Source organism: Hanstruepera neustonica, from assembly GCF_002895005.1.
In the GTDB taxonomy this organism is placed as follows: Bacteria; Bacteroidota; Bacteroidia; order Flavobacteriales; family Flavobacteriaceae; genus Hanstruepera; species Hanstruepera neustonica.
The window spans coordinates 162503-183719 of record NZ_POWF01000002.1; the positions used below are offsets into that span (position 1 = coordinate 162503).

Below are 21217 nucleotides of genomic sequence, written 5' to 3' on the forward strand. Positions count from 1 at the left end.
TTATATTGTTAGATTTTGATTAAGTTTATAGTTTAAAACTTGCCTTTATGAATAGATTGTTTGTTTTTCTGATTTCTTGTTTGCTGTACCAAAATTTGAATGCTCAAGATTTTGAGACGGTTTTTGAAAAAAGCAAGGGTACCGAAACAGCTACGTACCACCAAACCATTTCGTATTACAAACGTTTAGCTAAAGCATATCCAGAGATTTCTATTCAAGCTATTGGAAAAACGGATTCCGGAGAACCTTTGCATGTGGTGACATTAAATCTAGAGAAAGAATTTGATTTTAATAAAATCAGGCAAACCGATAAACGCATTTTACTCATCAACAACGGTATCCATCCAGGTGAAAGCGATGGCATTGATGCCACTATGATGCTCTTTCGCGATATGGTTCAAGGCAGAATTAACCTACCCAAGCACACCGTTCTGGCAACTATTCCAATTTATAATGTTGGCGGTAGTTTGAATCGAAATTCAGGAACACGCGCCAATCAAAACGGCCCAAAGGAATACGGTTTTAGAGGAAATGCTAGAAATTACGACTTAAATCGTGATTTTATTAAATGTGATACTGAAAACGCCAAAACCTTTGCTCAAATTTTCCATTTATTAAAACCCGATGTTTTTATAGACAACCATGTGAGCAATGGCGCTGATTACCAATACACCTTAACGCATTTATTCACCCAGCATAATAAACTAGGTGGTTCTCTTGGAGAATTTTTACACCGAGAATTAATGCCACAACTGGAAAACAAATTGGCTGAAAAAAATTGGGACATCACGCCTTATGTAAATGTTTTTAATCAAGTTCCCGAAAAAGGCTTTAATCAGTTTATGGATTACCCGAGATATTCTACAGGCTATACAACGCTTTGGAACACCCTAGGCATGATGGTGGAAACCCACATGTTAAAACCCTACAAGCAACGTGTTGAAGGCACTTATGAACTCATGATAAGCATGATTGACATTATTGAAGAAAATCATGAAGCCATTGGTTTGTTGAGAGAAGCAGCTTTTAATGGATTTAGAATAGGCGAAAAATATCCATTGGATTGGGAAATAGATGAAAGCCAAACAAGCACCTTGCTATTTAAGGGCTATGAAGGGGAGTTTGTTGAAAGTGACATTACTGGAAGCAATCGTTTAAAATACAATCGTGATAAACCATTTACAAAAGACGTCGATTACCAAAATTATTTTAAACCATCTGTAGAAGTAACCATTCCAAAAGCATACATCATCCCTCAAGGTTGGCATAATATCATTGATTTGTTGAAATTAAATCAAGTTGAAATGAAACGTTTTGAAAAAGACACAATTATTTCAGTTCAGTCTTATAAAACTAAAGACTTTGAAACTAGAAACAATTCCTTTGAAGGCCATTATCCACATTATAATACCGTTGTAAGAATCAATGAAGAATCTATAGCCTTTAGAAAAGGAGACTACTTGATACCAACCAACCAACCAGCCATGCGTTACTTGTTAGAAACATTAGAGCCTAATGCACCCGATTCGTTTTTTAATTGGAATTTCTTTGATACTATTTTGCAACAAAAGGAAGGTTTTTCCCCTTATGTTTTTGAAGATGAAGCTATAATTATATTAAGAGATAATCCTAAATTAAAATCAGAGTTTGAAAATAAGAAGAATTCCGATTCAGAATTTGCCAATAATTGGTACGCTCAACTCAACTGGATTTTTGAACGCTCCAATCATTATGAGAATGCTCATTTGCAATATCCCATATTTAGGTTAAAATAGAAAACGCCCCAATTAAATTGAGGCGAGATCTTTCTTAACTAAAAAATGGTTGGTTAATTAGAAAAGCTTTATTCTACAGATATACCAGAATTTGGTCTTATTCGCATAGTTTTATATTCTGTAGCTTCAGTACAACCTGTAAATTCAAAATTTTCATCAAACATCACTTGAGCGTCACTCATGTTACAATGACCATTTACTGTTTCATTAGAAGCATTTTCACCAGTAGGCAAGTAAAAAGTAAATACCATTCCAGGAATTGGCTCAAATACTTCAACCACATATTCGCTTATGTAATTATAATTAAAAGTCCCTAGTGGCCCTTCTATACAATCACTTGAATACGTCGTTTCAAAAAATGGCAAACTAATTACAGCTGCTGAAGGCGAATTCGTGTGAATTGAAAATCTTGCTCTACCATCTGGCATGGCCTCAATACTACCTGCTCCACCAATAATATAAAAGTAATCGCCTGTATTTGCTAGATAGGATAAGTTAAATCCGTCATCCAATAGCATAACGCCATTTCCGTTGTTTCGATGCGTTTGATTTGAATTAATAAACTCCATAATCTGAGAATCAGATTGAATAATGTTTAGAGATTCCGTTAAGTTGGTGTTTTTTTCCAAATTAACATTTTGTTCGATTGGTCCCGATACTTCTTCAGTTGAACAGCTTATCGTAAAAAGGGCAAGTGTAAAAATTAGTACTAAATTTTTCATAATAGTTGGTTTTAGATTAATAGATTAATTTTCAGTTGATTTAGCATTTACGTTTCTAAATCTTAAACCAATATTAACATATCAATTTTGATCATCCTATGTTTTTTTATCCAACTCCATGACAATTGTACAAGCGGTTTATCTAACGGTAAAAAACGCATAAATAAACCGTTTGATTAATTGATAATCAAGTTATTAATAAATAAGGTATCTTTAAATAAAATTGCATGACCAAAAAAATTATTGAAATGAATGCTGAACAACAAATGCACTATATTAATCTTGAAAATGTATTAGCCGTTTCAAGAGGTAGTACTGAACGCATGCTTAAGTATTTATTTCAATTTCAAGAATTAATTCCTGAGCGATTAAATCAATTAAAAAAGGCAAAAAACCAAGACAACCGAACTCAAATACGACAGATACTACATAAAATGAGTCCACAGTTACAGTTTTTTGGTATTCAAAATATTATCATTCCTATTCAGCGTTTGGAGTTTGAATACGAAACGATGCCCAATCAGGAATTAGAAGTTTTAGTCACTGAAATAATTAGTAAATTGGAAGGTGCTTTAATTGAAGTCACCAAAACCATCCAAAAATATCATGTCTAATATTCAATTGAATTCTATTTCGGCAGTTATCATTGATGACGACCCATTTATTCAAGAATTATTGAAGGATAAACTCAATCAATATTTCCCCGAAATTCAGATTCTGGGTTTAGGGAATAATGGTCGAGAAGGTATTCTTAAAATCCAACAATTAAAACCTAATTTGGTTTTTTTAGATGTCGAAATGACTGATATGACTGGATTCGAGATGCTTTCCAGATTGGATGCTATTACATTTAAAACGATTTTTATTACATCATACAAGCATTATGCAATTAAAGCAATCAGATTCAATGCTTTGGATTATTTGTTAAAACCATTTGATTTAGAAGAATTAAAAAATGCCATACTTCGTTTTAAGAAGAATCAAAAATCAGATAATGTTCCGATTGCTCTACAAAATTTGAAATCAAAACAAGCAAGCGATCAAATTTTAATTTTAAAAACCCAGCAAGGTGAATTACATATACAATTAAAAGACATTATTAGTATAGAAGGCGAACGGAATTATAGCTACATCAATATGGTAAACAGCAAGAAAGAATTAGTGTCAAAAACGTTAAGTAATCTGGAGGAGTTACTGGAAGACAAAGGCTTTTTTAGATGTCATAAATCGTATTTAATTAATAAGTTGCATATTACCGAAAACCCTAACGGCTCTACACTATTTTTATCAAATGGAATGAAAATTCCAATTTCAAGACGAAAAAAAGACACTTTTAATAATTGGTTCAATAATGAATTAATATGAGATACACCATAACTCTATTTGTAATATTAATATCTGTATTGGCTTTTGGACAACATGATCAAGACTCATTACAGAACGCTAATTTGCTTGAGTTTGAAAGACTTGAAAGTGAATTGGAAAACGTTAGAGCTACTGGAGATATCCAATCCGAAATACACATTTTAAATGATATATTATATCATAAATTAGGGAGCTTTCAAGATTTTACATCTAGCTATTTCGATGCGAAAAACCTTGAGGATTTAATTGAAGAAAATCCGCAAATTTATGTTTCAAACAAATTAAAATCCAAGTTATTTGACAATATAAGTTGGTTGTTACAAAGTCAGGAAGAAACCGAAGAGAGCATCGTATATATAAAAAAAGCTATTCAAGCAGCCAATAACGATAAGGATATAAAACAAGCTAAAACCCATTTAATAAGGCTGGCCATATTGGAAAATGATTTAGGTAATAAACAAAAATCAGATTCTATATTCCAACACATACAAGAATGGGCAATATCTCAAAACGATACTGAATTCCTTGCAGCTCAATATGAAACAAAAGCCTGGATGGCACTTATTCAAGAAAATTATACGGAAACCATAAGATATGGAAATATATGCCTAAAACTCAGTAACAATTTTGTCCGAACCACCTACAATAATATGTCAGAAGCATACTTAAAATTGAACAAGCCTGATTCAGCATTAATTTATGCGAAAAAGGCTTATAATGCTGTTGTAAGTACTGGCCATATGGCTGATAGAGCCAACGCTCATCAAAGCTTAAGAAAAAGCTATGCTGCCTTAAATGATTTTGAACAGGCCTATTACCATTTTAATGAATATTATAAAATTAGCGAGAAGCATAACTCCTATAAAACGGCCCAAAAAATAGGGAACTATAACTTGCAAAGACAAAAGGAATTAACTCGCATAAAAGAAGCCATAAATGCTGAAAAATTAGCTAATCAGCGTCTGATAATTTGGATAATTTCTGGTAGTTTAATAATCTTAATCATAGGATTAATTTATATTTTCAATCGTTTAAAACTTATTAGAAGACAAAACACAATCATTGTTCAAGAAAAAGCACGTGCAGAACAGTCAGAAAAATATAAAGAACAGTTTTTAGCCAATATGAGTCATGAGATTCGAACTCCTATGCATGCTATTTCAGGCATGACAAATAGTCTACTACGCAATTCTCACCTCAATGAACAATTACCTTATTTGGAGGCTATGAAAACCAGTTCCGACAATCTCTTGGTTTTGTTAGATGACATACTTGATTTATCAAAGATTGAATCTGGAAAACTCGAAATACAGTATGTTTTAATGAATCCAAAGTCAGTGGTAGAAAGCGTCGTTAAAACCTTGCAATACCGAGCAAAAGATAAAGGATTGAAAATAAGCTATAAATTAGATTCTAACGTTCCTGATCAAATAGTTGGTGACTCCTTACGATTAAATCAAATCTTGATGAATCTTGTTGGAAACGCTATCAAGTTTACCGAGCAAGGTTCCATTCAATTAACCTGCTCACTAAAAACAACTAATAACCTACTCTTTTGTGTTGAAGATACTGGGATAGGAATATCTCAAGAAAAACTAGAAACTATTTTTAATTCGTTTGAACAAGGCGAGAAATCAAAATCTCAAATATTTCAAGGTACGGGTTTGGGATTGAGTATTTCAAAAAAATTAGTTGAGCTACAAGATGGTGAGATTTGGGTGGAAAGTGAAATAAACAAAGGCAGTAAATTTTGTTTCACCTTACCATTGATTAATCAATCAACCGAAAGTATGGAAAAAGCTATTTATACCGAACCAGAACTATTAAAAATTGGGACAGAATTAAAAGGCATCCGCATTTTATTGGCAGAAGATGATGAATTTAATACTATGGTCATTGAAGATGACTTGAATTATTTTATCAAGGATTTTTCGCTTAAAAAGGCTAAAAATGGACATGAGGCACTGGAACTTTTCAAATCTAATTCGTTTGACATAATTTTAATGGACATGCACATGCCTGTATTAAACGGGATTGAAGCTACAATTGAAATTCGGAAAATAGAAAGCAGTAACAATCAAATGATGCCAATTCCCATATTGGCAATGACGGCAAACATTGTTAAATCAGAACTTGACAAATGTATCGAGTCTGGCATGAATGCTGTTATACCCAAACCCTATAAACCTGAACAATTATTGGTGAAATTATCTGAATACTTTGGTAATTAGAATTCTAAATTTAAATTAAGGACCGAATGTTAGCATAAGAATTTTTAAGCGCCTCCTGTTGTTCTTCAGAATTTAACCATGCAACTTTGGTAATACCCTCGGATTCTTCTGGTTTGAATTCGCCATCGAAGTCGCTTGTCATTTCAAACCAATAGGTAATTTTAATGCGGAATCTACTATTGCGTTTAAAGATATGATAAGTTGTATCTAAAGGCTTTATGATTTCTAACCCTATCACACCAGTTTCTTCCTCCACCTCTCTTAAGGCCGATACTTCAATCGATTCCTTTTTTTCAGTTCGACCTTTAGGCAAATCCCATTTACCGTTTCTAAAAATAAACAGAACCTCTCCTTTTTTGTTAATGACTTTACCGCCACCAGCTACAACATTGGGTAATTTTTTGAGAAATAGTTTTAAAAGTTTGTCTTCTTTGTGATGCACGAGTCGCACCTCTTTGATTGAAGTTGTATTCAGTTCTTTTATTACTTTCCTAATATCTACAGATTTTAAAAGATAGTTTTTGAATTTACTTTCTTTTTCAACCTCTGTTGTTAAGATAATAGGTTTATCATTAACAAAAACTTTATACATACCTTAAGACTTATCTTAATTAAGTTCTGTAAAAATATCAATTTTTAAATCACTGCAAAGACTTTAAAAAATAATTTTATCTCCTTTTTTGAAACGGAGATTTTCAAAAAAAATGTAATTTTGCCTACATGATCTTCAACAAACACACCGCCAGAAAAACCGCTGAAGTCTTACTTCAGGTTAATGCCATTAAACTGCAACCAAAAAATCCCTTTACTTGGGCATCTGGTTGGAAATCACCTATATACTGTGACAATAGAATTGTACTATCCTACCCACCTATTCGCAATTATATTCGTGAAACCATGGCTAAACAAATTGAAAAACAATACGGAAGACCGGATGTTATTGCTGGGGTTGCTACTGGTGCGATTGGAATAGGCATGCTTGTGGCGGAGTATTTAGGCTTGCCTTTTATTTATGTAAGACCTGAAGCTAAAAGTCACGGTCGACAAAATCAAATTGAAGGTCATCTCGAAGGTGGACAAAACGTGGTAGTCGTTGAAGATTTAATCAGTACCGGGAAAAGCAGCTTGAATGCCGTTAAAGCCATTAGAGCAAATAATGCCAATGTCAAGGGAATGATAGCTATTTTCTCTTACGATTTTCAGGTTGCCAAAGACAATTTCGAAAAAGAAAACGTACACTTGTTAACATTGAGTGATTACGAATCACTATTAGAACAGGCTCAACACACCAATTATATTTCCAGCAAAGAACAAGACATTTTAGCATCTTGGAATGCCAATCCTGCAGAATGGAACGCTAATTGATATTCCAATAGAAAACAATACAAAACTTATGAATTTAGAATCTCCGCAAACAACTGTCAAAAAATCACCACAAGAGGTATTTGATTTTCTTTCCGATGTCAAGAACTTTGAAAAATTAATGCCTGAAAACATTAGTAAATTTGAAGTATTGAGTGATGACACATTTTTGTTTGCTTTGAAAGGGATGCCTGAAATTGTCCTTAAAAAGAAAGAAACCATTCCTCCAAACCAAATAGTTCTGGGAGCTGCTGGTGGTAAAATAGATTTTTCATTGGTCGGCAATATTACTGAAATTGAATCTGATAAAAGTGCGGTTCAATTAGTTTTCAATGGTGATTTCAACCCTATGATGGCCATGATGATTAAAGGGCCAATATCAAAATTTATTGAGACCTTATCAACCAATATTCCAAGTGCTATTTAATAAAGTAAGGTAATTTCTTTTAAATCGAAATCGGATAATTTATCATCCTCCAAAAGAACTTGAAGACATCCAGATTCAGTGACTTGTTTGATATATCCAGAAAATAAATTCCCGTGAACATCCTGAAAAGTGGAGGGCCTATCTTTTCTGAACAAATAATTTTCATACTCTGTTTTTAGAACATGGAATTGCTGTTTTTCCAATTTTTTAAAATAGTACTTTAGGTTCTTGACAACAGCAATGAGTAACTCATCCAAATCAAATTGGGTTCCCAGAATAAGCTTCAACGATGAAGCTCTAGGCAAATCATTAAAATTAACTTGATTAACATTCATTCCAATTCCAATAATTGTTGATTTTAAAGAATCCTGCTTAAGCATATTCTCAATTAAAACACCACAAATTTTGCTGTTTTCTGACAAAATGTCGTTAGGCCATTTGATACTTAATTTGGGAACAGAAAATTGCTGTAACGATTTTATTAATGCCAGTGACACTACCCTACTAATGTAAAAATTAGACTGTATCTTTAGAAAAGAAACATCTTTCAATACGCTAAACATCAGGTTTTTACCTGGTTCCGACTCCCAAACTGTTCCCATTTGTCCACGACCGGACTCTTGAAATTCTGCTACAACAACCGTGTAATCCTCTAAAGTTTCAGTATTACTTAAATGCCTTAAATATGAATTCGTGGAATCGGTGGCATTAAGTTTGATGATATGCATATAATTGTAATCTTACGTAGAGGTAAAATCTTATGATTTTTTTACACTATAAAGAACTAAAAAATAATAACTTTGCACAAATTAAATCAAGTTAATGGCGAAAAAACATTCTAATGCAGACCAATTAATAACTTCTATATTAAGCGGGATTGAAGATGTAAAGGGAAGGGAAATAAACATTCTAGATTTACGGGAAATTGAGAATACGGTTTGCGACTACTTTATTGTTTGCGAAGGAACCTCAAACACACAAGTAAATGCCATTGTTAATTCCATTCAGAAAAAAGTAAGTAAAGAACTTAAAGACAAACCTTGGCACATTGAAGGAGAAGATAATGCCGAATGGGTGCTTATGGACTATGTTAATGTAGTGGTACACGTATTTCAAAAGCATATTCGTGAATACTATGATATTGAAAGTCTTTGGGGAGATGCCAAAACAACTGTGATTGAAACAAATTATTAAGCAGATTAATGACAAACGATAACAAAAAACCTAAAAATAAAAAACCCAAGTTTAGCCCCTATTGGATTTACGCTGGCATTATTGGTATATTCTTAATATTGAACATTTTAGGCGGTAGTGGTTTTCAGGACGCCAATCCTACAACGCCTTCTCAATTTATGAATTATTTAAGGGATGGCGATGTTGAAAAGGTTGAAATAGTAAACAGACGTGAGGCTAAAGTTTATTTGACCAAAGAAGCCGAATCTAAAGATGTGCATAAAAAGTCAAAGCCTACCAACTTTTTGCCAAGTGCAACAAGACTGCCAAACTACACTTTTGAATTTGGAGACCTACAGAATTTTGAAGATGACATTGCACAAATTGTCAACTCTGAAAATTTAGATCCCAAACCACGTATAGAATATAAAACAGAACAAAACCTTTGGGGCGATTTCTTGATAGGAATCCTGCCTTTTATATTATTGATTGGTGTTTGGATATTCATCATGCGACGTATGTCAGGTGGTGCTGGCGGTGGTGCTGGAGGGCAGATTTTCAATATTGGAAAATCTAAAGCCAAACTATTTGACCAAAACACCGAAGTTAAAACGACTTTCAAAGATGTTGCTGGATTGGAAGGCGCTAAAGAAGAAGTTCAGGAAATTGTTGATTTCCTAAAAAATCCAGAAAAATATACGTCTTTGGGAGGTAAAATTCCAAAAGGTGCCTTGCTGGTAGGACCTCCAGGGACTGGTAAAACCTTATTGGCCAAAGCCGTAGCTGGTGAAGCTAAAGTACCTTTTTTCTCATTGTCTGGTTCTGACTTTGTGGAGATGTTTGTTGGTGTTGGTGCTTCCAGAGTTCGTGATTTATTCAAACAGGCAAAAGAAAAATCACCAGCTATCATTTTTATAGATGAAATTGATGCTATTGGTCGTGCTAGAGGAAAGAATGCCATGTCTGGAAGTAATGATGAACGTGAGAATACCTTGAATCAGTTATTGACAGAAATGGATGGTTTTGGAACCAACACCAATGTGATTGTTCTGGCTGCAACCAATCGTGCTGATATTTTAGATAAGGCCTTAATGCGTGCCGGACGTTTTGATAGACAAATTTTTGTCGATCTTCCAGATGTTCGTGAGCGTAAAGAGATTTTTGAGGTTCACTTAAGACCGCTTAAAAAAGCCAAAGGCTTGGATATAGATTTCTTGTCAAAACAAACTCCTGGATTTTCAGGTGCCGATATAGCCAATGTCTGTAATGAAGCCGCACTAATTGCTGCCAGACAAGGTAAAAAATCGGTTGACAAACAAGACTTCTTGGACGCTGTTGACCGAATTGTTGGTGGATTGGAAAAGAAGAATAAAATCATCACACCAGATGAAAAGAAAGCAGTTGCCTATCATGAAGCTGGCCATGCCACTGTCAGTTGGATGTTGGAACATGCCGCGCCACTTGTAAAAGTCACCATTGTACCTAGAGGACGTTCATTGGGTGCTGCTTGGTACTTACCTGAAGAACGCTTGATTGTGAGACCTGAACAAATGCTGGACGAGATGTGTGCTGCTCTTGGTGGTCGTGCTGCTGAAAAGGTCATTTTCAATAAAATTTCAACGGGAGCTTTAAGTGATTTGGAAAAAGTTACCAAACAAGCCCGTGCTATGGTAACCATCTATGGGTTGAGTGACAAGGTAGGAAACTTAACCTATTACGATTCGTCTGGACAAAGTGAATATGGTTTCACAAAACCTTACAGTGAGCAAACAGCCGAATTGATTGATAAAGAAATATCAAGCATCATTGAAGAGCAATATCAACGTGCTATTAGCCTGCTAGAAGCTAACAAAGATAAATTAACCCAATTGGCAGAGGTATTACTTGAAAAAGAGGTTATTTTCAAAGACAATCTTGAAAAAATATTTGGCAAAAGACCTTTTAAATCAAATGATACGGATACTGACGAAGAAGAATAATCTTTTATTCTGTTAACTTTAACTAAAAATCTTAAATAAACCTAAAGGTTCGTTTAAGATTTTTTATATTTGAAAAACACCTAAATTACACAGATTAATAGCTATTTAATACATGAGTCTGTTTAGAAAACTTTTTGGTTCCAAATCTGATGACAAAGAGGAAGAAGTAAAATCAGGGGAACGTAGTAAATACATGCCTGAAATCAAACTGCCTATAGACGAACGGTTTACAATAAACTTTAAGGCTAATGGCGGCAAGTTCTTGTATTGTGAAAACCTGGATGAAGTATTTGAATCATTCAACAATATTCTTTCTGAAAATGACTGGCACGAAAAAAAAGGTTTAATACTAGATAAAAACCTAAAAGACCGTTTTAGCGATTCTGAAATCACTTCCACCAACACAGTTTCTGAATCTGTCTATTTTTTTACAACTTGTGAAAATTTGATAGCGGACGATGGCTCTCTATTAATTTCTTCAAACCAAATTGCCGAAAAAAAATTAAAGGAATTTCCTGATAACTTTATAGTATTTGCTACAACCAGTCAGATTACTGCCAACATTGGTGAGGGATTACGTGGTATTAAATCTAAAAACAGAAAAAAAATACCAACGAACATTACCACTATCAAACATTTCAAATCTATTGAAGAAAAAGATTTTATGACTTATGGTAGCAGCTCCAAAAACCTATATTTGTTGCTATTAGAAGATCTTTAAAATGAAAGAAATCCTCACCCGATCATTTACTGGATTACTCTACATAAGCCTTTTAATGGTTTCTCTTTTAAACGAGCATGCCTTAATTGTCTTGTTCTATGCTTTTGGATTGATATGTCTGGCAGAATTTAAAAAACTCATTGATTACAAATCGCTAATCCCATTTATAATTTTTACGGTTCTTTATCTGGTCTTTGGATATTGGCAGTTTTTTATGAATTCCCACAATGGCTTGGAAGAAGCCACAAGAATTTTACAAGTCATCACTATTTTTGTTCAATTGTTTCTCATTAAAGATTTGTTTACGGAGAAAACAATTCCGTTGTTTATCTCGAAACGGTTTATTATCACCACGTTTTACCTTTCTAGTAGCTTTGTCTTTTTAATCCTCATTGCCAATCCTAAACATAATTTCGAACCTTTAATCCTTTTGGGGTCCTTTATATTGGTATGGACCAATGATACTTTTGCGTTTTTAGTGGGCAAGAATTTTGGTAAGCAAAAGTTATTCTCGAAAATATCACCTAAAAAAACCGTTGAAGGATTTTTGGGCGGACTCTTTTTTTCATGTGTAGCAAGTTATTTTATTGCTACCTTTACAGAAACACTTCATTTTAATCAATGGCTTATTTTAGCCATTATTATTAGTGTGTTTGGCACTTTGGGCGATTTAATAGAGTCCAAATTTAAGCGTCAGGCGAATGTTAAGGATAGTGGTATTATAATGCCCGGTCATGGTGGTCTTTTAGATCGATTGGACAGTATTATTTTTGCTTCACCATTTATTTACCTGTACTTACAAATTCTATAACTATGTTTCACAAAGAAGGCCATAAAATAATTTTAGGAACACTTATTATAGTTGTTGGCTTGTTTTTATTGATTGATGGCTTCAATCTAGCTTCATGGATTAAAACTTCCGTTATGATAGCACTATTAGTATTTTTAGTGCTTATTTTACAATTCTTCAGAAATCCAAAACGCTTTGTTCACATTAATGATGATAATGTGGTGTCTCCCGTTGATGGAAAAGTGGTTGTTATTGAAGAAGTTTTTGAAAAGGAATATCTAAAAGAAAAATGTATCCAAGTCAGTGTGTTTATGTCTCCAATTAATGTGCATGTCACTCGCTATCCAGTTGGCGGCAAAATTCTATATAGTAAGTACCATCCCGGAAAATATCTGGTAGCATGGCATCCCAAAGCTAGCGAAGAAAATGAACGAACAACCGTTGTTGTCGAGAATCATGGATTTGGCAAGGTGTTATATCGGCAAATTGCGGGCGCTTTAGCCAAACGTATCGTAAATTATGCTATTGAAGGAGAACAGGTAGTCCAGGGAAGTGATTCTGGATTTATTAAATTTGGCTCCAGAGTTGATTTATTTTTACCTTTAGATTCAAATATCAAAGTAGCTCTTAACGACAAGGTTCGAGGAGGCGAAAGTATTATAGCTGAAAAATGACTTCTGAAGAATTAGATATCGCTTTTGAAGAGGCCGTTGAGCGCATCAACGCGCACACAGAGCCATTTCCTGCTGATTTCTTATTACGTCTGTATGCCTACTATAAAAAGGCAACTAATAATTACGGCAGGCCCAGTAGCCGAAAACCTATAATCAATGCCTTTAAAACCAATGCCCTGTTTCAAGTAAAAAACATTTCGCAGGAAGAGGCCAAAAGAACTTACATTGATTTAGTAAATAACTATTTTCTGTACCGCAAATAAGAATTAATTCTTAATTACAAACTCAAGTGGTGTGCCAATAGACCCATTTGGAAAACTAATACCTAACAATGCTGATATCGTTGGGGCTATGTCCGTAATTTCAGTACGCTTCAAGGTACTACCGTGTGCAATTCCTTTACCAAAAAATAGTAACGGTACATGCGTGTCATAATTCATACCCGAATGATGATCGGTTCCTGTTCTGTTCCATGGTGTATCCTTAAATACTGCTGGTTCATAAACAAACAGAATATCGCCCGAACGTTTTTGATTATGGCCATTGCGTAGCAAGGTTTCCAAATACCCTTCCGGCCCCATAAATTGATTGATAGGCGATGTGACATAAACCTTATCAATTAAAGGGTAGTTCAATAATTTATTGGCTATATCATTTTTAAGTATTTCAAGATTTAACCCAGACTCATTTATTTTGTTATGGTTCAAAAACAATTGATTATTTATTCTACTTAAAATTAAATTGGACTGTTGGTACTTCTGTAACAAATAATCATTCATTTCCTTTCTCATGGCACTTTCATCAAAAAGTCCAGCAGGAATTCTTTGGGACAACAAATATGATGGTACATTAGGGGCCGCATGGTCTGACGTTAAAAAGACAACATACTCACCATTGCCTATCTTCTTATCTAGGGCACTAAACAAACGTTCCAATTCCAAATCCAATCGCAAATAGGTATCTTCAACCTCAACTGAATTTGGGCCAAAATCATGGCCTACTTTATCCGTACTAGAATAACTTACGGTAAGAACATCTGTAATAGCATCTGTTCCTAAACCTTCGGCTTCAATGGCCTTAATTGTAAAATCTGTTGTTAAACTATTGCCAAATGGTGATTCGGCAATAATCTTAAACCCACCATTATAGTCTTTTAAGGCTTTTAGGTCATAAGAAAATGTTGCCGTTTCCTTTCCTTTAAATATTCTTTCAAACGTATTTAAATCTGTACCACTCGCTAAATAAGATTTGATGTCGTACAAAGTATTCCAAACTTTAAAATAAGATTCAGCCTTATCAGATTCGTTAAAATTCTTAACCCATTCTGGCAAATCATCCATATAAAACGAACTTGAAATCCAATTACCAGTGCCATCGTGATCATAATCAAACCAGTAGGCCGCATTGGCCGTATGTCCAGCAGGCAAAATGGCGCCTCTGTGCTTTAATGAAATCCCCACTGTTTTCCCTTTCATTTGTGTAAACAATCGATTCTCATCTGCAAATGTGGTATTCAACATGCGTATAGGCGACTTCATACCGTCCTTGCTTTCCGTTCCTATGGGTTTAACATTGTCATCTTGAACACAGTTAACGTCTTCTCCCAATTGTTTATCAAACCAATTATTACCAATTATACCATGATATTTAGGCGTCGTTCCTGTGAAAATGGAAGCATGCCCTGGCCCTGTCTTGGTTGGAATGTAATTGAAATGATTGTTTTGACAGTTAAATCCTTCCCGAATCATACGCTTAAAACCACCCTCTCCATAGCGATCCATAAAACGTGTTAAAAAATCATAGCGCATTTGGTCCACCACTATTCCTATGACTAATTTGGGTCGATTAGAATCAACTTCAGTGAATTGTTCATTTTGGTTTAAAACCGTATTCTGGGCTTTACAAGAAACTAGACTGATACTAAAAATAAGGGACAAAAAAATCTTTTTCATAATGACTTAACACAATTAGGCCTCAAAAATACTCATTTTTAAATATCGCTATTTAAAATTACGGTTAAATACGTTTTAGTTTTTTATTTTAGCGTGAACAATAAAATCTATGACCTACCTTCATAATATTGGAACCTATTTCTTAATGATTAAGGAGATGTTTCGCAAACCTACCAAATGGTCGGTTATGAAAAGTTTGATTTTTAAGGATGTTGATGATTTAATCATGGGCTCTTTGGGTATTGTTGCCTTTATTTCATTCTTTGTTGGTGGCGTTGTAACCATTCAAACGGCATTAAACATCTCGAATCCATTAATACCAAAATACTTGGTTGGGTTTGCTACCAGACAATCGGTCATTTTAGAATTTGCACCCACCTTTATTTCCATTATTATGGCTGGTAAAGTAGGATCATTCATAACATCGAGCATTGGTACCATGCGTGTTACAGAGCAAATTGATGCTTTAGAAGTAATGGGAATCAATACCATTAATTATTTGGTTTTCCCGAAATTCGTGGCTATGATGCTTTATCCATTTGTTATTTCCATAGCCATGTTTTTAGGAATTTTAGGTGGTATGGCAGCTTGTATTTATGGTGGATTTAGCACTCTAGAAGATTATATAACAGGTGTTCAAATGGATTTTATACCATTCCACATCACCTATGCTTTTATCAAAACATTTGTTTTTGCATTTTTGCTGGCAACCATTCCATCATATTATGGTTATTATATGAAAGGCGGTGCACTGGAAGTAGGAAAGGCCAGTACCACCTCCTTTGTTTGGACCAGTGTGATGATTATATTGTTAAATTATATTTTAACACAATTGATGTTAAGCTAATGATTGAAGTTAAAGATTTACATAAATCGTTTGGAGATGCCCATATTTTAAAAGGCATTTCGACTACTTTTGAAAAAGGTAAAACCAGCTTGGTCATTGGTCAAAGTGGTTCTGGAAAAACTGTATTTTTAAAATGTTTGTTAGGATTATTTCACCCTGAAAAAGGAACTATTTCTTATGATGGGAAAATATATTCTGAATTATCCAGAGATCAAAAAAGGGAACTACGTGCCGAAATGGGTATGGTATTTCAAGGAAGTGCCTTATTCGACTCTATGACCATAGCCCAAAATGTTATGTTCCCACTGCGGATGTTTACCAAACAAAGCAAAAGTGAAATGATGGATCGAGTGGATTTTGTATTAAAACGCGTTAACCTAGCCGATGCCCATAATAAAATGCCCAGTGAGGCTTCTGGTGGCATGCAAAAACGGGTAGCTATTGCCAGAGCCATAGTAAACAAACCCAAGTACTTGTTTTGTGACGAACCCAATTCGGGTTTAGACCCAAAAACCGCGACAGTCATTGACAACCTGATTCAAGAGATTACAGACGAATATAACATCACTACAGTCATCAATTCTCATGACATGAACTCCGTGATGGAAATCGGTGAAAAAATTGTGTTCTTAAAAGATGGCTACAAAGCCTGGGAAGGTTCCAATGAAACCATTTTTAAAACCGATAATGAAGCGGTCACAAACTTTGTGTATTCTTCGGAGTTATTTAAAAAGGTGCGTCAAATGTATATTGAGGAACGGCAATAATTCTTCAGAAATCTAACAACTTTAACGTTGACGCCTTACCACAAGCGTATCTAGGTTCAGCTTCACCTTTAACCAGCGACTCAACTTATCGGTTTCTGTAGGAATATCGCGTTCATTAATTTTAGACATATCCCATTGAACTGTAAATACCGATAAGGTATCAGCTTTTTCAAAATTGGTTGTCATTTCATTGGCATAACTAAAACTTGATAGTGCTTCGTAATTAATTTGAACTTCCTTGGAAACCTGATTAAATGGAATCATTTTTTTCTCCAAAGCAGTCAGTTGCTTTTCGCGCTCTTCTAAATAGGCTATTTTTTGATTTTGTCTAATTAAATCTATCGAATCACGGTATCGAAGCTGCTCCATATATTTTAAGTTGTCAAAACCTTCCGTACGACTTTGGTTAAAGACAACGCGTGTATTTTCCAATGCAGGATAGGCTGACTTTCTATTTCTCAATAAATTGATCGTCGTTTCTGGAATTTCTTCAAGACCATAGGTATTGAAGGTTATGTATGAGTCCCCATCATTAAAATTATAAGATGCATTCTTTTTGATATATTCATATTGGGCTAACCCTTTTAGTTCGGTGTCAATGAATGATTTGGCTGCCGTGTTGAAATTACTTTCTTTTAGTACCGACCAAAAAGTCCAGACTGCAGGAACCATCACAATAATGGCTAATAATGAGGCAATTCTGGCAATACGCTTGCGCTTTTTTGAATTGGCATATTTAAGCATCGGAAAGCGTAAAGCCTTCAATACAATAAAAGTTGCTAATGCAATAAAAATAGTATTGATTATGAATAAATACATGGCGCCTAAAAAGTACGTCCAGTTAGCCTTTGCCAATCCATAACCAGCCGTACACAAGGGCGGCATTAAGGCTGTAGCAATGGCCACACCAAAAATAACCGACGCAATTGTTCCTTTTTTAGTTTTGGCAATAATCAATGCCGATCCACCAAAAAAGGCTATCAAAACATCACGAATATCAGGTTTTACTCTTCCCAAAAGTTCGGAGGTATCTTCACTCAAAGGAAATAGCCAAAAGAATAAATAGGCAGTTAATAAACTCAATACAATCATGGTAGCCAAATTGATTAATGACTTCCGCATGGTATCAATATCATTTACCGCTACCGACAAGCCAATACCCAAAATAGGTCCCATTAGGGGCGAAATTAACATGGCTCCAATAACTACAGCCGTGGAGTTGGCATTTAATCCAATGGAGGCTACAAAAATTGAACACACCAAAATCCAGGCTGTGGCACCTTTAAAAGGAATGTCTTTTTTTATGGCTTCTATAGTTTCATCGCGATCAGTATCTTCCCTAAAATCTAACAGTTCATTCAGGAATTTGCGTATGTTTTGAAATAAACCTTTAGCATCTTTCTGAACTGCTTTTTTAGATTCTTCAACAGCCGCATCTTTTTTGGCTTCGTCGGCTGATGTCTGCTTTTTTTCTTCTTCGTCAGAGAAATTGAATTTATTTTCTTCCATAATCTAGGCTAAATTATCACCAAACTTATCTTTCACACCCTGCAGTATCTTTTTAATATCCTGCTCTTTTGCTTTAGGAAAGATAAGCAAAACTTCCTTTTTATCAACAATGATGTAATCATTTATACCATCTAAAACCACAACCTTATTTTTAGGAGTCCTGATCATGTTTCCCGATGCATCCTGGATTAAAACTTGAGCATTCACCACCGCATTATTTTGATCATCTTTGTCTATTTTATCATAGAGACTTCCCCAAGTACCTAGATCATTCCAATCAAAATTAGCCGGAAGCACAAACACGTTTTGGGAAGCTTCCATAATGGCATAATCTACCGATATATTTTCGGCTTTAGCATAATTCTCGGCAATAAAGTTTGCTTCGTCTGATGTATTATAAGTAGCAATCCCTTTTTCAAAAAGCTGAAATAATTCGGGTTGATTACCCTTAAAAGCTTCAATAACACTGTGGACACTCCACATAAAAATACCAGCATTCCATAAAAAATTACCTTGGGCTATAAACTGTTTGGCGGTTTCATAATCGGGTTTTTCTCGAAACTGTGCTACAGGTTTTATTGCTTCACTGTTATTTTTATCATATTCAATGTAACCATAACCCGTATTGGGGAAAGTGGGTTGGATACCCAAAGTCATTAGTGTATTATTTTGCGTACAAAAATCGAAGGCTTGCTGTACGTTTTGGGTAAAGGCTTGCTCATCTTCAATCCAATGATCACTAGGCGCTACAATCATGACCGCATTGGGATTTTCCTTTTGGATTTTAAGTGATGCATACAAAATGCAAGGTGCTGTATTACGCATAGCTGGTTCCAGTACTACCTGACGTTGAGAAATATCTGGCAATTGTTGCAAAACCAAATCGTTGTAACGCGCATTGGTAAGAATGAATATATTTTCTTTGGGGATCATGTTGGCCAACCTGCTAAAGGTTTTTTGAATCAGGGTTTCGCCCGTTCCCAACATATCGTGAAACTGCTTTGGAAAGTCTTGGGTGCTTACTGGCCAAAATCTTGAGCCCACACCACCTGCCATGAGTATGGCATAATAGTTTTTATTCATAATTTAATTTACTAGTTCTACCTCGGCATTGGGGTTGAAAAGATACAATTTTCCTGATGCAACCTCAACACATTCATAACGTTTTACACGCTTTTCACCTTTTTTGAATATTCGCCCATTATATAACTTAAAAGTTTGCCCCAAAGGGACTTCGAAAACAAAGGTTTTATCATTGGGAGCATCAAACTGTTTGAGGGCCCAAGCCAATTGAACGTCGGTGTCGCTAGACGCCTTGGGATTTTTAAAATGTCTGGCCAGTAATGGTAATAAATCCTGCGGAAATACCTGTGGGTTTAGAAAGGGCAACATGAGTCGTTGAAACGTACGCTTCCACTCCTTGCCATGTGGCTTGATGGCTCTCCCAAATTTTAGATAAGCTTCCAAATGCGCCACCTCATGTACCAAGGTGATTAAAAACCGATAGGGATTGAGATTGGCGTTGATAGTAATTTGGTGCCACCCATTGGGCAAGCGTCTGTAGTCACCATGTCGGGTTTTACGCTCCCGTTTGACTTGGACACTAACATGGTCATGATCCAGCAGGCTTTCCAGCTGTTGTATGGCTGCTTGAGGTATGTGCTGATGTAGGTGTGCTTGCATACTGCAAACTTACAGTTTTTTGTTCAGGAATTTATAGGTTAAACTTCGAGAAAAGTCATAATTTTAGCTATTTTTAAAGATGTAAACATAATGGGAATAAACGCCATTGCGTTTATCCAATTGTTGGCAAACATTAAAAGAAGACGATATGAAAAAAGTATTATTTATTATTGTAATCATCTCCCTGCTGGCATGCAATCAAAGCAAGAAATCAAACCCGAAAAAAACCAAAGCTGCAAATGAGCCAGTAATGGTTACTCCGGAAACATTTATTCGAGCCGAAACGGATCGTGCCTTCATGGAAATGATTAAAAATGCGGGACAAACTAACAAGTTTTTCCACTTTCGAAAACCAACACCGTTAGACAAGCAAACAGTGATTCGTATGAATAGAGATGTACTATATTCAGGAGGAGTGTTTGATGCAAGTGATGGCTTGGATATTACATTTCCTGAAATGCCAGATGATCGATATGCATCTATTTTCATCATTGATAATGACCACTACGTACAAGATTTGATTTATCAACCTGGTCAATACAAAATAGAGGGCAACACTGATTTTCTTTACATTATAATAAGACTTCAGGTCTTAAATGCAGATGACAATGAAGAAATTGAAAAACTCAATGATCTTCAAGGTCAATTTATTGTAAAGTCCAAGTCCGCACAAGAGTTTCCAGAATTTAAATGGAGTTTAGAGTCTCTGGATTCTTTAAGAGCAGTCTACAATGAGGAAAGTGCAAAGTTTTCTAGCTGGGAAGGTATGATGGGAAAAAGAGGTGAAGTAAATGAAAAGACAAGACACATTGCTGCAGCAGCTGCATGGGGCTTGTTGCCTGAAGAAGCTGCAACCTATTTAAATTATAAGCCAAAAGAAATAATTGCTTCAGAGTGCTACAAAGCCACTTATAAAGTACCAGAGAATAAAGGGTTTTGGTCTATTACCGTTTACGGAGAAGACGGTTATATCAAAACAGAGAATTGTCTGTTAAATAATTCCAATGTTCAACTAAACGGAGATGGCACCTTTACCGTACATTATGGATCAAAAGATGTTTGTGGCGATGTTACAAACCGTTTAGATGCTCCTGAAGGTTGGAATTTTTTATTAAGAGTTTACCTGCCAGGAGAAGAAGTTTTAAGTGGTGATTATTTGGTTCCCGAAGTTGAAAAATCAAATTAAGATGGAATAATTATTTTTTGATTTTTGAGCAATTTAAAAGAATAAAAACGTTTG

Annotated in this window: 22 protein-coding genes; 15 read left to right on the forward strand and 7 right to left on the reverse strand. The window is 35.0% G+C overall.

What is annotated here, in order from left to right; all coding sequences use genetic code 11:
- Positions 1 to 47: 47 nt before the first annotated feature.
- Positions 48 to 1775 (forward strand): M14 family metallopeptidase, encoded by a 1728-nt coding sequence (locus tag C1T31_RS05515; protein ID WP_103051488.1) that lies wholly within the window; start codon positions 48 to 50, stop codon positions 1773 to 1775.
- Positions 1776 to 1843: 68 nt separating this feature from the next.
- Here C1T31_RS05515 and C1T31_RS05520 read toward each other — a convergent pair whose 3' ends face one another.
- Positions 1844 to 2497 (reverse strand): hypothetical protein, encoded by a 654-nt coding sequence (locus tag C1T31_RS05520; RefSeq protein ID WP_103051489.1) that lies wholly within the window; start codon positions 2495 to 2497, stop codon positions 1844 to 1846.
- Positions 2498 to 2724: 227 nt separating this feature from the next.
- On the opposite strand from C1T31_RS05520, the gene C1T31_RS05525 reads away from it, so the two are divergent.
- From C1T31_RS05525 to C1T31_RS05535, 3 genes are read left to right on the forward strand one after another with little or no spacing between them, the layout of a single operon-like run.
- On the forward strand, positions 2725 to 3111 hold the full coding sequence (locus tag C1T31_RS05525; protein WP_103051490.1) for a hypothetical protein: 387 nt from the start codon (positions 2725 to 2727) through the stop codon (positions 3109 to 3111).
- The gene (locus tag C1T31_RS05530; protein WP_103051491.1) at positions 3104 to 3862 is read left to right on the forward strand and encodes a LytR/AlgR family response regulator transcription factor; all 759 of its coding nucleotides are present in this window, start codon (positions 3104 to 3106) and stop codon (positions 3860 to 3862) included. The genes C1T31_RS05525 and C1T31_RS05530 overlap by 8 nt, the downstream gene beginning before the upstream one ends.
- Positions 3859 to 6093: a tetratricopeptide repeat-containing hybrid sensor histidine kinase/response regulator gene (locus tag C1T31_RS05535; RefSeq protein WP_103051492.1), complete on the forward strand. Its 2235-nt coding sequence runs from the start codon at positions 3859 to 3861 to the stop codon at positions 6091 to 6093. The genes C1T31_RS05530 and C1T31_RS05535 overlap by 4 nt, the downstream gene beginning before the upstream one ends.
- Positions 6094 to 6103: 10 nt before the next feature.
- On the opposite strand, the gene C1T31_RS05540 is transcribed toward C1T31_RS05535, so the two are convergent.
- A complete protein-coding gene (locus C1T31_RS05540) occupies positions 6104 to 6685 on the reverse strand; it encodes an NUDIX hydrolase (protein WP_103051493.1) in 582 nt (193 codons plus the stop codon).
- A 128-nt stretch (positions 6686 to 6813) separates the two neighbouring features.
- Here C1T31_RS05540 and pyrE point away from each other — a divergent pair, with 128 nt between their 5' ends.
- Both pyrE and C1T31_RS05550 read left to right on the forward strand, forming a co-directional pair.
- The gene (gene pyrE, locus C1T31_RS05545; protein ID WP_103051494.1) at positions 6814 to 7458 is read left to right on the forward strand and encodes an orotate phosphoribosyltransferase; all 645 of its coding nucleotides are present in this window, start codon (positions 6814 to 6816) and stop codon (positions 7456 to 7458) included.
- Positions 7459 to 7486: 28 nt separating this feature from the next.
- A complete protein-coding gene (locus C1T31_RS05550; protein ID WP_103051752.1) occupies positions 7487 to 7882 on the forward strand; it encodes an SRPBCC family protein in 396 nt (131 codons plus the stop codon).
- On the opposite strand, the gene C1T31_RS05555 is transcribed toward C1T31_RS05550, so the two are convergent.
- Positions 7879 to 8610, reverse strand: a complete 732-nt coding sequence (locus tag C1T31_RS05555; RefSeq protein WP_103051495.1) for a biotin--[acetyl-CoA-carboxylase] ligase — start codon at positions 8608 to 8610, stop codon at positions 7879 to 7881. The two genes, C1T31_RS05550 and C1T31_RS05555, sit on opposite strands and share 4 nt — an antisense overlap.
- A 94-nt stretch (positions 8611 to 8704) precedes the next feature.
- Between C1T31_RS05555 and rsfS the strand changes: the two genes are divergently transcribed.
- The 6 genes from rsfS to C1T31_RS05585 all read left to right on the forward strand — a co-directional run bounded on the left by rsfS (position 8705) and on the right by C1T31_RS05585 (position 13482).
- Complete coding sequence (gene rsfS / locus C1T31_RS05560; RefSeq protein WP_103051496.1) at positions 8705 to 9076, forward strand: ribosome silencing factor; 372 nt, start codon at positions 8705 to 8707, stop codon at positions 9074 to 9076.
- An 8-nt stretch (positions 9077 to 9084) separates the two neighbouring features.
- Positions 9085 to 11034 carry an ATP-dependent zinc metalloprotease FtsH gene (gene ftsH, locus C1T31_RS05565; protein WP_103051497.1) on the forward strand — a complete coding sequence of 650 codons (1950 nt, stop codon included), beginning with the start codon at positions 9085 to 9087 and terminating at the stop codon, positions 11032 to 11034.
- 112 nt (positions 11035 to 11146) lie between these two features.
- A complete protein-coding gene (locus tag C1T31_RS05570; protein WP_103051498.1) occupies positions 11147 to 11755 on the forward strand; it encodes an LUD domain-containing protein in 609 nt (202 codons plus the stop codon).
- A gap of 1 nt (position 11756) precedes the next feature.
- Complete coding sequence (locus C1T31_RS05575) at positions 11757 to 12566, forward strand: phosphatidate cytidylyltransferase (protein ID WP_103051499.1); 810 nt, start codon at positions 11757 to 11759, stop codon at positions 12564 to 12566.
- 2 nt (positions 12567 to 12568) lie between these two features.
- The gene (locus C1T31_RS05580) at positions 12569 to 13219 is read left to right on the forward strand and encodes a phosphatidylserine decarboxylase family protein (RefSeq protein ID WP_103051500.1); all 651 of its coding nucleotides are present in this window, start codon (positions 12569 to 12571) and stop codon (positions 13217 to 13219) included.
- Positions 13216 to 13482: an acyl-CoA-binding protein gene (locus C1T31_RS05585; RefSeq protein ID WP_103051501.1), complete on the forward strand. Its 267-nt coding sequence runs from the start codon at positions 13216 to 13218 to the stop codon at positions 13480 to 13482. The genes C1T31_RS05580 and C1T31_RS05585 overlap by 4 nt, the downstream gene beginning before the upstream one ends.
- Before the next feature lie 3 nt (positions 13483 to 13485).
- On the opposite strand, the gene pafA is transcribed toward C1T31_RS05585, so the two are convergent.
- Entirely contained in the window at positions 13486 to 15171 is a 1686-nt protein-coding gene (gene pafA / locus C1T31_RS05590; RefSeq protein WP_103051502.1) for an alkaline phosphatase PafA, read from the reverse strand.
- Between the two features lie 109 nt (positions 15172 to 15280).
- Between pafA and C1T31_RS05595 the strand changes: the two genes are divergently transcribed.
- Together C1T31_RS05595 and C1T31_RS05600 are read left to right on the forward strand one after the other, a co-directional pair.
- Complete coding sequence (locus C1T31_RS05595; protein ID WP_103051503.1) at positions 15281 to 16018, forward strand: MlaE family ABC transporter permease; 738 nt, start codon at positions 15281 to 15283, stop codon at positions 16016 to 16018.
- A complete protein-coding gene (locus tag C1T31_RS05600) occupies positions 16018 to 16785 on the forward strand; it encodes an ABC transporter ATP-binding protein (RefSeq protein ID WP_103051753.1) in 768 nt (255 codons plus the stop codon). Before C1T31_RS05595 ends, C1T31_RS05600 begins: the two co-directional genes overlap by 1 nt.
- 21 nt (positions 16786 to 16806) lie before the next feature.
- Here C1T31_RS05600 and C1T31_RS05605 read toward each other — a convergent pair whose 3' ends face one another.
- Genes C1T31_RS05605 through C1T31_RS05615 form a run of 3 tightly spaced genes read right to left on the reverse strand, consistent with a single transcriptional unit; the run spans position 16807 to position 19977 of the window.
- Complete coding sequence (locus C1T31_RS05605) at positions 16807 to 18294, reverse strand: DUF389 domain-containing protein (RefSeq protein ID WP_103051504.1); 1488 nt, start codon at positions 18292 to 18294, stop codon at positions 16807 to 16809.
- A 3-nt stretch (positions 18295 to 18297) separates the two neighbouring features.
- Complete coding sequence (locus tag C1T31_RS05610) at positions 18298 to 19377, reverse strand: mannose-1-phosphate guanylyltransferase (RefSeq protein ID WP_103051505.1); 1080 nt, start codon at positions 19375 to 19377, stop codon at positions 18298 to 18300.
- 3 nt (positions 19378 to 19380) lie between these two features.
- Positions 19381 to 19977: a SprT-like domain-containing protein gene (locus tag C1T31_RS05615; protein WP_103051506.1), complete on the reverse strand. Its 597-nt coding sequence runs from the start codon at positions 19975 to 19977 to the stop codon at positions 19381 to 19383.
- Positions 19978 to 20125: 148 nt separating this feature from the next.
- Here C1T31_RS05615 and C1T31_RS05620 point away from each other — a divergent pair, with 148 nt between their 5' ends.
- Entirely contained in the window at positions 20126 to 21163 is a 1038-nt protein-coding gene (locus tag C1T31_RS05620; RefSeq protein ID WP_207764260.1) for a DUF1214 domain-containing protein, read from the forward strand.
- The last annotated feature ends 54 nt before the right edge of the window (positions 21164 to 21217 follow it).